Below are 15,491 nucleotides of genomic sequence, written 5' to 3'. Positions count from 1 at the left end.
TTGTATGTCGGATGTAGTTGCGGTAGAAAATCTGGTAAAAAAACATCAGGAACTAAAAAAAGAGATTGCCAAGGTCATTGTGGGCCAAGAAGAGGTGATCGAACAAATACTACTATCCATATACACGGGAGGGCACTCCCTGCTGATCGGTGTGCCCGGTTTGGCAAAAACCTTGATGGTCAATACCATTGCGCAGACCTTGGGATTGGACTTCAAAAGAATTCAGTTCACTCCCGATTTAATGCCCAGTGATATTTTGGGCAGTGAGGTATTGGATCAAAACCGCAACTTCAAATTTATTATGGGACCAGTTTTTGGAAACATTATCCTGGCGGATGAAATCAACAGGACACCACCCAAAACACAGGCAGCTTTGCTGGAGGCCATGCAGGAGCGGGCTGTGACCATTGCGGGAAAGCAATACAAGCTCAATCGACCCTATTTTGTGCTGGCAACCCAAAACCCCATAGAGCAAGAAGGGACTTATCCGTTGCCCGAAGCACAACTGGACCGTTTTATGTTTGCCATCGAATTGAAGTATCCTTCGGTGGAAGAAGAGATTCAAGTGGTAAAATCAACAACCACGGATGATGAGGTTCAGATAAATACACTGTTCAATGCGGACGAAATCATCGAAGTGCAACATTTGATCAGACGGATACCCGTGCCCGATAATGTTGTGGATTATGCTGTAAGGTTGGTCAATAGGACTAGACCGGGGCAGGAAGGTGCATCCGATTATGTGAAAAATTATATCGATTGGGGGGCTGGACCCAGAGCATCGCAGAACTTGGTTTTGGGTGCCAAGGCCCATGCAGTCATCAATGGAAAGTTCTCTCCGGACATCGAGGATGTCAAAGCAGTTTCCTTGGGAATACTTCGTCATAGGATACTAAAAAACTACAAAGCTGAGGCTGAAGGTATCACTGAAGAAAAAATTATCACGGAATTGTTGTAAAAAATAAGAAAGTCAACGCTTATTTAGTGCGATTCTAATTCCAAAATACTTCACGATTTAGTAAATTTACCGAATTACGAAAATCTTAAAAAACTCAATTGTAGAATGGCATTTGATATAGACATGATTAAGGGTGTCTACGCCACCATGGGTGAGCGCGTAGAAAAAGCCCGTGAGTTGGTGGGCAAGCCCCTGACACTTTCCGAAAAAATACTATACTCTCACCTTTGGGACGGTAAACCCGAAAAAGCCTTTGTAAGAGGCAAGGATTATGTTGATTTCGCCCCCGACAGAATCGCTTGTCAAGATGCAACAGCACAAATGGCCTTGTTGCAGTTCATGCAAGCAGGGAAAGATAAGGTGGCCGTGCCAACAACCGTTCACTGTGATCACCTGATTCAAGCCAAAGAAGGTGCAGCCACGGATTTAAAGCACGCCAACGAGACAAGCAAAGAGGTTTTTGACTTTTTGGGGTCTGTATCAAACAAATATGGAATCGGTTTTTGGAAACCAGGTGCTGGAATTATTCACCAAGTGGTTTTGGAAAACTATGCCTTCCCTGGAGGTATGATGATCGGGACAGATTCCCATACCGTTAATGCAGGTGGATTGGGAATGGTGGCCATAGGTGTTGGTGGAGCAGATGCTGTGGATGTAATGGCAGGAATGGCTTGGGAGCTTAAATTCCCTAAGTTGATCGGTGTAAAGTTGACCGGAAAGCTATCCGGTTGGACCGCACCTAAAGATGTTATTTTGAAAGTGGCCGAGATTCTTACCGTAAAAGGAGGTACAGGGGCCATTGTAGAATATTTTGGGCCTGGAGCAACTTCCATGTCCTGTACAGGTAAAGGAACTATCTGTAATATGGGTGCGGAAATTGGAGCGACCACATCAACTTTTGGTTACGATGAATCCATGGAGCGCTACCTTAGAGCTACCGATAGGGAAGATGTTGCCGATGAAGCCAACAAGGTAAAAGAACATTTGACCGCCGACCCAGAGGTTTATGCCAACCCAGAGCAGTATTTCGATCAAGTAATAGAAATCAATCTTTCGGAATTAAAGCCTCTTCTAAATGGTCCATTTACTCCAGATTTAGCAACAGAAGTGGGGACAATGAAGGAAAAGGCAGAGGAAAATGAATGGCCACTGGCTGTTGAATGGGGATTGATAGGTTCTTGTACCAACTCTTCTTATGAAGATTTGTCGAGAGCATCATCCATTGCACAGCAAGCTTTGGACAAAAAATTGAAGACAAAAGCTGAATTTGGTATCAATCCAGGTTCAGAACAGGTAAGATATACCACGGAGCGTGACGGAATCTTGGAGATATTCGAAAAATTGGATGCCAAGATCTTTACAAATGCTTGCGGACCATGTATAGGTCAATGGGCCCGTTATAAGGATCCAAAGAATGCACCGAAGAACAGCATTGTGCATTCCTTCAACCGAAACTTCGCAAAGCGTGCCGATGGTAACCCTAATACCCACGCATTTGTTGCCTCACCGGAAATGACCGCTGCCATAGCCATTGCTGGTCGTTTGGACTTTAACCCATTGACGGATAAGTTGATCAACGAAGATGGAGAAGAAGTGATGTTGGACGAACCAACAGGATGGGAATTGCCACCAAAAGGTTTTGAAGTTAAGGAAAATGGATACGAAGAACCCCGTGAAGACGGAAGTGGAGTAGAGGTAATCGTGGCCGAAGGTTCGGAGCGTTTGCAATTACTGACACCTTTTGAGCCGATCAAAGCAAGTGACCTTCAAGGAATGAAACTTTTGATCAAGGCATTCGGAAAATGTACAACGGACCACATTTCCATGGCGGGACCTTGGTTACGTTTTAGAGGGCATTTGGACAATATTGCCAATAATACCTTGATTGGAGCTGTAAACGCCTTCAACCAAAAAACCAATTTGGTAAAAAGCCAATTGACAGGTGAGTACGGAGGAGTTCCAGATACGCAACGTGAATACAAAAAAGAAGGTATTAAGACGGTTGTTGTGGGAGACCATAACTATGGAGAGGGTTCTTCACGTGAGCATGCGGCGATGCAACCAAGACACTTGGGCGTTGCCGTTGTATTGGTAAAGTCTTTTGCAAGGATTCACGAGACTAACTTGAAGAAACAAGGAATGTTGGCCTTGACCTTTGCCAATGAGAACGATTACGATTTGATTCAAGAAGACGATACGTTCAACATTGTTGATGCAGCTGAGTTTGCACCGGACAAACCTTTGACCATAGAAGTGGTGCACGCTGATGGAAGCAAGGACACCATTATGGCAAACCACTCGTACAATGATGCGCAGATCAAGTGGTTTAACGAAGGTTCGGCCTTGAACTTGATCAAGAAACAGAATGCTTAATCGTATCTAAAATAATCTGTGAAAACTCCTGATGTTGTTAAAGATATCAGGAGTTTTTAATTTTTGAGAAATAACAATTCATGAAAATCAATAAAAAGACCGTTCTCAATATAGTATTGATTCTTTTTGTCCTATCATTTTTTTTAACGCCCATCGGGTACTATGGAAAAATTTGGCTGAACAGATTATTTGCTTTTTCGCCATCTGTGATTGAAAAAGCGGAACAGCAAAAAATTACCGATTATGATTGGAGACTAAAGGATGGGGAATGGAATTTTTTCAATTTTGAAGGGTCTAAAGGGAATGTGATCCTGATCAATCTTTGGGCGTCATGGCGATTACCTTCCGAGGCCGAACTTGCAAGTATTCAAGAATTGTACGACAAATACAAAGGCAAGATGGATTTTTATATCATTACGAATGAGGAGCGGGAACCTGTAGAAGCCTTTATGGAAGAGCACGGGTTTACTTTCCCCGTAACCTATTTGATCATTGGGGATAAAACGGCCGTGGATACCAGTAAAGTACCATCTTCCTACTTGATTGATAAATCAGGGAATATTGTGATACACGAAGAGGGAATCTCGGATTGGAACACAAAAAAAGTATATAAACTGTTGGATAAATTGATTACAGAATGAAATTGACTAAAGAACAGATCAGCAATGGGATATGGATATTGGCCATATTGCTCATCCTTTTTACCCCAATAGGTTTTCATGCAAGGGTTTTGTTCAACAAGGTTCTTGCGAGAGTAATCACACCAAATATCGAGGATGAAAATGAACAGGCTATTTTAGAAAATTATCATTGGGAGTTGGTTGATTTGGAAGATAGGTCATTCAACCTTCAATCCAAAGAAGGGGAGGTTGTTGTAATAAACATTTGGGCTACATGGTGCCCCCCTTGTGTAGCCGAATTGCCAGGTTTCGCAGAATTGTATTCGGATTATAAGGACAAGGTCACTTTTGCCTTTGTGGCCAATGATGAAAAGGATAAGGTGGTGGCCTTTCTAGAAAAAAAAGGGTATGAATTGCCTGTATACTTTCAAGCATCCTATACGCCACGGAAATTAGCTAGCGGTACTATACCTGTTACCTATGTTATTGATAGACAGGGAAAAATTGTGGTTGACAAAACAGGGGCGGCCAATTGGAATTCGGATAAGACGCGAAGTTTGTTGGACGACTTAGTGGCAGAATAAACAACTATTTCTTCTTGAAATATTTGAAGGGAACGACCAACATGCCAAAGCATTCCCCATCTTCTTTCCCTAGATGCTTGTGATGCATTTTATGGGCCCTGCGAACTCCACGGGCATACCAATTATTGGCATTCCGGAATATTTTGAACCGTTGGTGGATAAAAATATCATGCACGGTAAAATAAGCAATGCCATAGGCCAAGATACCAAAGCCCAAAGGCCAACCATACCAAAAAGAAGTGTAGCTGCCCAAATAGAATAAGGTCATGCTTACAAAGGCGTAAAAAATAAAGAAGGCATCGTTTCGCTCAAACCACGAGTCATGGTCTTTTTTGTGGTGGTCCTTATGCAGACTCCATAGAAAACCGTGCATTACGTATTTATGGGTAAACCACGCCATAAACTCCATAAGGCAGAAGGTTGCCAAAAAAATCAATATCCAGAGTGCTACTTTCATTGTACCAATTGTAGTTTATAATTTACATAAGATTGCGCCAAAAGACCAAATTTCTGGTAGTTGGGCACCCTAATCCTGGAGTTCTTGATTTCCAAAGGAGGAGTGCTCTGCAGCTTTTGAAGTAGTTTTTTGTAATACCTGTATGCTGTATATACCCCAAATTTGGCTTGCTCTGGCAATTTTACGATACCTGAATAGCCAAGGGCGAAATCCGCTTTGATTTCATTGACGATACGTTTCTTGGATGCTTCGTCCAGTTCCAATAGGTTGGTATTGGGGAAATAAGTTCGGTTCAAGCCCTCAAAATCGGCTTTTAAATCGCGTAAAAAGTTCACTTTCTGAAAAGCGGAACCCAATGCCATGGCGGACTCCTTCAGTTCTTCGTACCTCTCTTTATCCCCTTTTACAAATACACAAAGGCACATCAACCCTACCACATCGGCGGAACCATAGATGTATTGACGGTATTCATCAAAAGTCTCGTAATTTTTCTTTGTGAGGTCCATTCGCATACTCTTCATAAAAGACGCTATCAAATGATACGGAATATCATATTTATGAAAGGTATGCTGAAAGGAATTCAATATGGGATTCAAGCTGATTTTGTCCTCTAGGGCCTGCTCCATATCCTTTTCAAAGGCATCGAACAATTTTGCTTTATCGTATTCGTGGAAAGTATCCACGATTTCATCCGCAAAGCGTACAAAGCCATAAATGTTGTAGATGTCGGCGCGTATGGATGGAGCCAACATTTTGGTGGCCAAAGAGAAAGAGGTGCTGTAAGATCGGGTTACAATCTTGCTGCAGCGGTAGGATACATCGTCAAAAATAGTTTTCATCTTTTTACTTTTTAATGATTAAATCAGCCACCAATTTGCCGGATATCAAGGATGGTGGAACCCCTGGGCCGGGAACGGTCAACTGACCGGTAAAGAACAAGTTTTTTACCTTGCTACTTTTGAGGTTAGGTCGTAAAAAAGCGGTTTGGCGCAAGGTGTTGGCCAAACCATAGGCATTACCTTTATAGGAGTTGTACTGCTCCACAAAATCATTGACACAGAAACTTTCCTTAAAAATCACTGATTTTTTTACAGTTTGCTTGGTTAATTTTTCAAATCGGTCCATTACAATATCATAATATTGATCTCGGAGTTGTGGAGTATCTTCCAATCCCGGAGCTATCGGAATCAGAAAAAAGCCCGTTTCTTGGTCTTTTGGCGCCATTGATGCATCTGTCACGGATGGAAAATTGGCATAGAACAACGGATTGGTTGGCCATTGTGGCTCGTCATAGATTTCTTGTGCGTGTTTTTCAAAATCGGTGTCAAAGAACAAGTTGTGATGTTCGATGTTCTCCAATTTTTTGTCGAAACCGATGTAAAACAGCAGTGAGGATGGAGCATAGGTTTTCTTATCCCAGTATTCCTCGGAATATTGCCGGTATTTTTTGTCCAATAAAGTCTCGGTGTGATGGTAATCAGCACCGCTTACCACATAATCCGCCAAGTGGTTGGTTCCTTTACTGCGAATGCCCAAAACTTCTCCGTCCGAGACGAGAATATGACTTGCAGGGCTTTGGGTATGTATGATGACCCCCAATTCTTCGGCTAAACTTTTCATGGCCTTGATGATTTCGTACATACCGCCCTTTGGATGCCAAGTGCCCAGCCCAAAGTCGGCAAAATTCATGAAACTGTAGAAGGATGGGGTCTTGTTCGGCTTTGCTCCCAAGAATAGAACGGGAAATTCCAAAGTGGACACCAGTTTTGGGTTTTTGAACCGTTTGCGGACCTGTTGACTGATGGTTTTGAAAAATTGGTCCACCTTTAAAACCGTTTCTTTGGTTACCAGTTCCAGAGGAGAAAGTCCAGGGCGAAGTACCACTTTATTGATGGCGATATCGTAATTTTCTTGGGCTTCGTCTATAAATTGTTTTAAATGTTCGCTACTTCCCGATTCAATGCGCTCGAACTCGGAACATATATTTTCCATGCAATCCCCTATGGTAATGATATCATCCTCAAAGAAGATTTTATACGCGGGGTTCAACTTGTCCAGCTGATAATAATCTGAGGTCTTTTTATGGAAATCTGCAAAAAACTTGTCAAAAATATCAGGCATCCAATACCAGCTCGGACCTATATCAAAAGTAAACCCGTCCTTTACCAATTGCCGGGCCCGGCCACCAACAGTAGCATTTTTTTCGAACATTTCGACCTCGTATCCCGCTTTGGCCAAATAACATGAGGCGGAAAGGGATGAAAAACCAGAACCAATGACAATTACTTTTTCCATTGTAGTTTAAAGGTTTTCCACTAGTTCGTCTATGGATTTGAATATTTCAATGGAGCTGGGCAGTTTGTCCGCATCGACTTCCTGAATTTGATGTCCCAAAACATACAGTTTGGAGCCGGGAGATTTTTTGAGTAGTTCTGTAAATTGTTCGAAATAATCATCAAGACTGTCCGCAGGAGGTGAAACGGTAAAGTAGGAAATGAATTTTATATTGCTGTAATATTTCAAAAGGTCTTTAAGGTTTTCAATGGGCATTGATTGACCCAAATAAATGGTTTGGTGCCCTTGAAGTGCTAGTTGGTAATTGATGAAGAGGAGACCTAATTCATGTATCTCATTCTCCGGTAGGAAAAGTACATACACATCATCTCCCTTTCTAGGTTGCTCCAGTAGTAGTTTTTCGGTGTGTATGTATATTTTTTGCTTGATTAAATTAGATATGAAATGTTCGTGGGCCGGACTTATGGTATTTGTTTGCCATAATAAACCAAGTTCGTTCAATAAAGGGATAAAGACCTCATTGAAAATTTCCATAAACGACTTTTCCTTCATGAGTTCGTTGTAGGTCTTTAAGAAGATTGACTGGTCGAAATTGAGCATCGCCATCTTTAAGGAGTTGAGGGTGTGGTTATTCCCACTTTTTTGCGAAACGATTTTATTGACAAGTGCAGGTATTTTCTTCTCGGACAACTGGGCTATTTTGGAAATTTTGTACCCATTATTATAGAGTAAAGTAACGTTCAATAATTTCTGAAGACTTTCAAGGTTGTAAGTTCTAATGTTGGTATCCGTTCTTTCGGGGCTGAATAAATTGTATCTTTTTTCCCAAATGCGAATGGTATGCGCCTTTATGCCTGAAAGGTTTTCCATGTCACGAATACTAAAAGAACTTTTTACTTTGTTCATAATTTTCAATTAAACGTTAAACAAATTTACAATTTAAAAGAAGCTATCCTAGTTTTTTATCATAAAATTTAGATTCTTTTTTATGGATATCAGCAACTTGGGGAGGGTATAAGGATTCTTTTGGTAAGGTATGAAACCAAAAAAACCGCAAGAAATTGCGGCTTTTTCTGTGCCCACGACTGGAGTCGAACCAGCACGTCCTTTCGAACACTACCCCCTCAAGGTAGCGTGTCTACCAATTCCACCACGTGGGCCTTTGGAATTTTCGGTGTGCAAATATAATTTTTTTGGACAAAAGGGCGGATTTAAATATAATTTTATCTTGTAAGTTGATGGAAATGGTAGAAGAAAGTTATTGCCCAAAGTTTACAAAATCATAATATCCCCACTCTAGGAAATTATCGATTTTTGTTCGTATTTGCCATGAATCCATCAAACATATTCATTTCAACCCCTTAAAAACCTCATCAAACCACAAATGAAGTCTGCCTTACTGTTTTTCTTTTTTTTATTGTTGATCGGTCCTATTACAAATGTTCATGGCCAAACCAGTTACAAAGTCCATTCTCATAACGATTATGCGCAAGAACTGCCATTTTGGTTTGCGTACAGCAATGGAGCATCCTCCATTGAAGCCGATGTATTCTTAAAGAATGGCATACTCTACGTGACCCATGCCGAAGATGAGATAATGGAGGGCCATACCTTGGGCAAATTATATCTGGATAGACTGAACAATTTGGAGGCATCAGGAGAACTCCGCGAGCTTCAATTACTTATCGATTTCAAGTCAGAGGCATATACAACTCTTGAAAAATTGGAAGAGGAACTGCGGACCTATCCCAGTCTGATCAATGGAGATAAAATCAAATTTGTGATTTCAGGAAATCGTCCCCAACCGGAAGAGTACCAAAATTACCCTGATTTCATTTGGTTCGACCATCAGAATTTGGAGGAACTGGACCACATGGATTTAAGCAAAGTCGCCCTGATCAGTTCCAGCTATGAAAATTATTCCGTTTGGAACGGCTATGGAAGAATGACGGCTCCCGATTTAGATAAAGTGAAAAAAGCCATAGCCAAGGCCAAAGCATCTGGAAAACCATTCCGTTTTTGGGCCACCCCGGATACTAAGACAGCCTGGGCACGTTTGGCCAAATTAGGGGTGGATTACATCAATACGGATAAACCGGCACGGGCCAAACAGTATCTGGATAAACTTGATGAGAACACTTTCAAGTTGGAGGACACTGTTGATGTGTATCGACCTAAATATGAATATGATGCAGATACCAGACCGACCAATATCATTTTAATGATAGGGGATGGCAATGGATTGGCACAAATTTCGTCGGCCATGATTGCCAATAAAGGAAATCTTACCGTTACCGGGTTGAAAAACATTGGTTTGGTCAAAACTGCTTCAGCGGATGATTTGATTACTGATTCTGCGGCAGGTGCTTCTGCCATGGCAACTGGAACAAAAACAAATAATAGAGCCATCGGAGTAGATCCGGAGGATAATGCAATGACTAATTTGGTGGATGTACTTGGAAGCAAAGGATTCAATACGGCTATTGTGACAACCGATGCCATTTATGGGGCCACACCGTCATCGTTTTATGCCCATAGAGCGGAGCGGGATGACACCCCGGGATTGATAGAGGACCTTAAAGGCAGTCAATTGGATTTTTTTATCGCTGGTGGAGAAAAGTACAAAAAATCCATTCAAGAGGTATATACTTCAAAAAAGATGGAAGCCTTTAACGACTTTATAGGTCCCACGGGTATTTACCTTGGGGACAACAAAGTGCCCTCCATTTCTAATGGGAGAGGGGATGCCTTGCCCAAAAGCGTGGCAAAAGCATTGTCTGTTCTAGAATCTGAGGACCAACCATTTTTTTTAATGGTCGAGGGTGCACAAATTGACAACGGAGGCCATTCCAATAGTACAAGTGATATTGTGCGGGAAATGCTGGACTTTGACCGGGCCATTGCGGAGGCATTGAAGTTTGCGGATACCGGCAAAAATACATTGGTCATCATCACAGCGGATCATGAAACCTCTGGTTTTGGAATTGTCGGGGGCAGTCTGGAAGATGGCACTGTTCAAGGTGATTTTTTAACCGTTGACCATACGGGTATCATGGTGCCCTTGTTTTCCTATGGGCCACAAGCTAAAAATTTTAATGGGGTTTATGAGAATACCGATATTTTCAGAAAAATTTTAGCTGCTTTAGATAAAAATTAAAAAAAGGGGCGCATATATGCCACCCCTTTTTTTGACCAAACTATCTAATGAGATCAAAACTTGAGCAAAAAATTTAAATAAGATTTCTTTCGGCCAAAAACGATTTTTTCATGGTTTTTCGGTCAATTTTACCTGTGTCCCCTTTGGGTACGGACTCGATAAAATGGATTTCTGAGGGTACTTTGAACTTTGCAAGGTTGTCCAAGCAATAATTGCGTATCTCTTCTGAACTTACTTCTTTTCCTTTTACGACTAAAGCAGCACCACATTCCCCCCATTTTTCGTGAGGGATCCCAAAAACAACGGCTTCATTTATAGCCTCATGTTGTAATAGTACACGTTCTACCTCCACAGGGTAAACATTCTCCCCACCACTGATGTACATGTGTTTTTTTCGGTCCACAATAAAAATGAAGCCTTCTTCGTCCATTATGGCCACATCCCCTGTTTTAAACCATCTATCGGAAATACTGTCTTTGGAGGCTTTCGGGTTCTTCCAATACCCTGGTGTGACCATAGGTCCGGAAATCCATAGTTCTCCGGGTGTATTTGGAGGAAGCTTGTGACCGTTATCATCCACTACGCGGACCTGAACATAAAAATTGGGTTTGCCAATGGAGCCTTGTTTTTTTTCCGCCATACTTTGGTGCAAGGAGGTAAGGTTGGGTCCAACTTCGGTCAAACCATATCCTTGCCGTATCGGGACATTTTTTTTATGATACTTTCGAATCAGTCCAACGGGCATACTTTCGCCCCCAACAATAATGTAATTGAGAAAGCTAATGTCCGTAGATTCAAACTCCGGGAGCTCGGCTATCATTTTCAACATGGTGGGCACGCCCATAAAAAGATCCAACTTTTCGGCTACAATTGATTGTAATATTTTCTCGGCATCAAACTTTTTGAACATAATTATGGTCCCTCCATGATGCAATACAGGTGCCAGTAATACATTCCAACCTCCCGTATGGAAAAGGGGCATGCAGTTAAGGGTTTTGGTCGCACTGCTGATTACCAGGCTCAATGCGGTATTGATGCTGTTCCAAAAGAGCATTTTGTGGGTATACAAGGTCCCTTTTGGAAAACCTGTAGTACCGCTGGTGTATAAAATGAAAATAGGTTCATCTTCATGTAACTGTGCTGTATAATCAGGACCTTCATCATCTACAAAATGGATAAAAGGAGCAATAGGCTCATAAGTGGCTTTATGTTTTAATGCATGGACATCATAACAGTTTTCATCATAAAGTACCAAAGCAGATTCAGAATTGTCCAATAAAAATTCTACCTCAGCGTGTGCCAATCTGTAATTGATGGGCACCAAAATAATTCCCATTTTTTGTGCTGCTCCAAAAAGTAAGACTTGGGTTAGATCATTTTCAGCGATAATGGCAATTCTATCTCCTTTTTTTAACTGGTGTTTGTCCTTGAGGTAGTGCGCAATGCTATTGGATGCATTGTTAATTTGTTTGTAGGTAAGGGAGCTGCCCGACTCCGCATCTTTCAGGGCTATTTTGTCAGGGGTATATTCCGACCATTTTTGGAACCAATCAAAGGTGTTGATCATAATTTGTTAAAGTTACAGTATAAAAGCATTTGCGGCAAAGGCCAATCCTCCACCAGAGCCAATAAAAAATAAGGTGTCTCCCTCCTTTATTTTCTGATGTTCCCATGCCTGGTGGAATGCCATGGGGATGCATGCAGAACCCGTATATCCATAATGGTGCATTACGGTGTATGCTTTGTCTTGAGGCACACCCAATATTTTTAATGTTTCCCTAATAGCATTTATGTTGATTTGTGTGATTAAGAACTGGTCCACTTCCGAAACCCCTATTCCCATGTTTTCCGCTAGTTGGTTGGCCAGCATGCTCCACATTTGAGGATTGAGTTCGGGGGGGAATTTTTTCACGAACTTAAGTTGATGGTCTTTATGGTCGATAACATTATGGTCGATGGGGGTTTTGGTCCCTCCTGCATAAATGCCCATCCAATCGGCATACTCACCTTTCGAGATTAATTTTCCTGTTTGATGCCCTTTATTTTTTTCCTCAGTGGACGTCAGGATAACAGCACCTGCACCATCTGCAAATAGCGTCACGGTTTTTTTGTCCTCTTTGTTGAGGTATTTGCTCATGCCATAGGCGCCAATGACCATGATTTTGTCCAATCCACCACTTTTGATGTAGTGTGCTGCGGTTTCCGTTGCCGTAACAAATCCTGCACAGGCGGCATTTAAATCAAATGTTCCTGCGTTTTTGGCACCGATTCGGTTTTGTACCACTGCAGCTGTGGATGGTGAAATGTATTCAGGAGTATCCGTGGAGATGATGAGCAAATCTAAATCTGAAGCTTTTAGATTTGCATTTTGCAATGCAGCATTGGCTGCTTTTTCGCAAAGATCAGCAGTGGATTCATTCTCTTTGCACCATCTTCGTTCAAAGATTTCCACATTTTCTCTCAACCAAGTATCTACATCCTCACCCAACAACTCATTGAAATAAGCATTAGGGTATATGTCCTCGGGAACATACATTCCCGAGGATATAATTTTTGCATTTTTCATCTATGCTATTTGATTGTTTTGTTAATCCAAATTCAATTTTGCCTCAAGTACATATAGGCCACCGGTTGGAGGAGCTGCTGTGAACTCCCTCATTTCTGTATTGAACAGATTGGTGGCTGCAAATGATAGCGTAAAGTTTTTGTTAAAGTGGTAACCAAAGTTGAGGTCGAAGGTTACAAAACCTCCCAGAGGACCATAGTTGTATGAATCCGTACTTTTTGAATCTTCAACAATGGGGGTTCCTCTATAGGTGTACCCGGGCAAAGTTTCTGAAGCTATCTGGTAGCTAGAGAAATAGTTGTACTCCTCTACCCATCTACTAAATAGTCCTCCGAAGAACTTTTCCCCACTATGATTAATTCCAAATCCAATTTTATTGGTGGGAGCATTGATCAAGAAGTCCAGGAAGTCAACGTTTCCATCCCCGTTAAAATCATTCTCTGTGTCATCCTCATCAAAGGAATAATCGAAGTAGGAATAGTTGGCTGTTGCACTCCATTTTGGAGAGATGCTATACGTTAGTGCAAAGTCCGCACCATAGGTGTTCACGCGTCCAAAATTGATATAGGTGGCGACCAATCCGTTGTAAAATGCATACCCGGATTGGACTTCCTCAATGGGAGTGTCGCCTCTATGGGTAGCCACACCTACCACGGTAACTGGGCTTAAGAAATCCTTGTTGATGTTATAATAGGCATTGAAATCACCGTAGAGTTTAGGGGACAGAGTACCGCGATACCCAATTTCATAGGTGTCCACCTTTTCAACTCCTTGTACAGGTACCATTGATCCATCTGTAAGTGTAAAACCATCGGAGTTACCCAATATCAAACCAGAGAATAGGTTTCCGTACATGTTTAGGATGGTTGGTGCGGCAATACCTTGTCCGTATGTAAAACGCAGTGTTCCTTTGTCGAACTCTTTCAACACCCCGAATTTTGGAACCACATTAGTGCCATAGATTTCGTGGTTGTCGATACGGGTTGCTGCAATACCTCGGAATCCATTTCCGAAATCATAATCCAAATGAAGGTATCCACCTATTTGGGATACATCAATGTAATCGTCTTCATTCTCATCAAGTAGATAGGTGCCATGACTGTTCGCTTTGTCCAATTGCCATTGTAGTCCGGTCACAAATTCCAGTTTGTCATCAAAGAGTGTGTTGGAATATTGGATTTCTGCATTCCAACGTTTGGAATCATCAACAAATAAGGCTCCACTGGCATAGGAATACTCTCCTGATGCTTCTTCTTCCGAAAGTCCTGAATCTATCCCTCGGTAATATTGTTTGGTCCGTTCGTCAATGGCATAGGTGTCATCGGTTTTACTTGTGGTATAATATACCTGTGCAAAGAAATTTTGTGTTTTAAAACGTAATTGACCAAAACTGATTCTCCAATCCACGATCTGGTTTCGTCCCACATTGGTGGGAGATAAATATGTGCTGTTGCTATGTCCGTAAGTTGCAATAAGGTCCGTGCCTTCTGTTGGTGAGAAATATGCACTGGCTTCGGTCTTGAAAAACTTGACATCGTTATCCAGGTCATATTCTGGGTAACCTTCGGTAATTCCATCCAAATTCCTATCAATATAAACGGAATCGGCATAAATGAATTCTGTTGCTTTTGTGTATTCCCCAGTGGCTTTAATGGCCCATTTATCGCTCAATTTTTTGGCGAATCGAAGCCTGCCCGAGTAATAACCATTACCATCACTGTTCACACCCAAATTGGTGGCAATGGTGGTGCCTTCATATCTTCTTGGGTCTTTGGTAATGGTATTCAATAAACCATTGTGGGCATTGGGTCCATAAAGGGTGGCGTTGGGTCCCAATACAACCTCTATTTGCTCAATGTCTTCCTTGACGGTTGTGGTTAAAGGTCCCATGGGAAGCCCAGTGGCGATCAAGCTTGATATGCGACCATCTGCTACCTGAAGGTTTTTGGAGTTGAAGTTGGAATTGAAACCACGTACGTTGAATGCTGGAGTGGCAATACCGGCCCTGAAATAGTCAATCCCTTTTTTGCGGGCCAGCAGTTCAGCTGGATTTCCTGCATATTCGTTGATCTGTCTTGGAGAAATGGTCACCACGGTTGCGGGGGAGCTTGTGATTTTTTCAGCTTTTTTAGATCCAGATATGATGACAACTTCATCCAGGCTCATGCTGGCCTGTAAACTTACATCGATGGTGGTGCCAGATGCCCCCAGCGTTATGGGTCTAGCCACTGGTGCAAATCCGATATAAGAAAATTGGATAATGTGTTTTCCTTGATTTAATAGCAGTTCGTAGTGCCCACTGGCGTCCGTTGTGGTTCCAACACTGCTCTCCGCTACATACACGCTGGCACCTTCAAGGGGATTTCCCTCGTCATCGGTAACGGTACCGGTTACAGCAACATCTTGGGCAAACAGTCCTGTGAGACCCATGAACAATACTAATAGTGTCTGTAAAAGTTTCATTGTTTGTTTAAGTTTAGT

At 41.9% G+C, this 15,491-nt stretch carries 12 protein-coding genes and 1 tRNA gene; 5 read left to right on the top strand and 8 right to left on the bottom strand.

All coding sequences use genetic code 11. The features are described 5' to 3' along the window. The first annotated feature begins 4 nt into the window (after window positions 1-4). From PY092_RS04655 to PY092_RS04640, 4 genes are all read left to right on the top strand, one after another. Window positions 5-958, top strand: a complete 954-nt coding sequence (locus PY092_RS04655) for an AAA family ATPase (protein WP_275614698.1) — start codon at window positions 5-7, stop codon at window positions 956-958. A gap of 105 nt (window positions 959-1,063) precedes the next feature. Then, window positions 1,064-3,331: an aconitate hydratase gene (locus tag PY092_RS04650; protein WP_275614697.1), complete on the top strand. Its 2,268-nt coding sequence runs from the start codon at window positions 1,064-1,066 to the stop codon at window positions 3,329-3,331. Window positions 3,332-3,411: 80 nt separating this feature from the next. Continuing rightward, window positions 3,412-3,972, top strand: a complete 561-nt coding sequence (locus PY092_RS04645) for a TlpA family protein disulfide reductase (RefSeq protein ID WP_275614696.1) — start codon at window positions 3,412-3,414, stop codon at window positions 3,970-3,972. Then, window positions 3,969-4,535 (top strand): TlpA family protein disulfide reductase, encoded by a 567-nt coding sequence (locus tag PY092_RS04640; protein WP_275614695.1) that lies wholly within the window; start codon window positions 3,969-3,971, stop codon window positions 4,533-4,535. Before PY092_RS04645 ends, PY092_RS04640 begins: the two co-directional genes overlap by 4 nt. Before the next feature lie 4 nt (window positions 4,536-4,539). Here PY092_RS04640 and PY092_RS04635 read toward each other — a convergent pair whose 3' ends face one another. The 5 genes from PY092_RS04635 to PY092_RS04615 all read right to left on the bottom strand — a co-directional run bounded on the left by PY092_RS04635 (window position 4,540) and on the right by PY092_RS04615 (window position 8,447). Further along, window positions 4,540-4,992, bottom strand: a complete 453-nt coding sequence (locus PY092_RS04635) for a sterol desaturase family protein (RefSeq protein ID WP_275614694.1) — start codon at window positions 4,990-4,992, stop codon at window positions 4,540-4,542. Beyond that, complete coding sequence (locus PY092_RS04630) at window positions 4,989-5,831, bottom strand: phytoene/squalene synthase family protein (RefSeq protein WP_275614693.1); 843 nt, start codon at window positions 5,829-5,831, stop codon at window positions 4,989-4,991. The genes PY092_RS04635 and PY092_RS04630 overlap by 4 nt, the downstream gene beginning before the upstream one ends. A 4-nt stretch (window positions 5,832-5,835) precedes the next feature. Then, the gene (locus PY092_RS04625; protein ID WP_275614692.1) at window positions 5,836-7,287 is read right to left on the bottom strand and encodes a phytoene desaturase family protein; all 1,452 of its coding nucleotides are present in this window, start codon (window positions 7,285-7,287) and stop codon (window positions 5,836-5,838) included. Between the two features lie 6 nt (window positions 7,288-7,293). Then, a complete protein-coding gene (locus PY092_RS04620; protein WP_275614691.1) occupies window positions 7,294-8,193 on the bottom strand; it encodes a MerR family transcriptional regulator in 900 nt (299 codons plus the stop codon). A gap of 170 nt (window positions 8,194-8,363) precedes the next feature. Continuing rightward, window positions 8,364-8,447, bottom strand: a tRNA-Leu gene (locus tag PY092_RS04615). A 224-nt stretch (window positions 8,448-8,671) separates the two neighbouring features. Here PY092_RS04615 and PY092_RS04610 point away from each other — a divergent pair. After that, a complete protein-coding gene (locus PY092_RS04610; protein ID WP_275614690.1) occupies window positions 8,672-10,444 on the top strand; it encodes an alkaline phosphatase in 1,773 nt (590 codons plus the stop codon). Between the two features lie 73 nt (window positions 10,445-10,517). Here the strand turns inward: PY092_RS04610 and PY092_RS04605 are convergent, their stop codons facing one another. From PY092_RS04605 to PY092_RS04595, 3 genes are read right to left on the bottom strand one after another with little or no spacing between them, the layout of a single operon-like run. Then, window positions 10,518-12,011 carry an AMP-binding protein gene (locus tag PY092_RS04605; RefSeq protein ID WP_275614689.1) on the bottom strand — a complete coding sequence of 498 codons (1,494 nt, stop codon included), beginning with the start codon at window positions 12,009-12,011 and terminating at the stop codon, window positions 10,518-10,520. A 12-nt stretch (window positions 12,012-12,023) separates the two neighbouring features. Beyond that, window positions 12,024-13,010, bottom strand: coding sequence for a 3-oxoacyl-ACP synthase III family protein (locus tag PY092_RS04600; protein ID WP_275614688.1), 987 nt, complete (start codon window positions 13,008-13,010; stop codon window positions 12,024-12,026). Between the two features lie 21 nt (window positions 13,011-13,031). Beyond that, window positions 13,032-15,473 carry a TonB-dependent receptor gene (locus PY092_RS04595; RefSeq protein WP_275614687.1) on the bottom strand — a complete coding sequence of 814 codons (2,442 nt, stop codon included), beginning with the start codon at window positions 15,471-15,473 and terminating at the stop codon, window positions 13,032-13,034. Window positions 15,474-15,491 lie beyond the last annotated feature (18 nt).

Source organism: Flagellimonas yonaguniensis, from assembly GCF_029193885.1.
GTDB lineage: Bacteria > Bacteroidota > Bacteroidia > Flavobacteriales > Flavobacteriaceae > Flagellimonas > Flagellimonas yonaguniensis.
The sequence above is the reverse complement of the archived record's forward strand: the minus strand, read 5'-3'. Positions and strand labels throughout refer to the sequence as shown.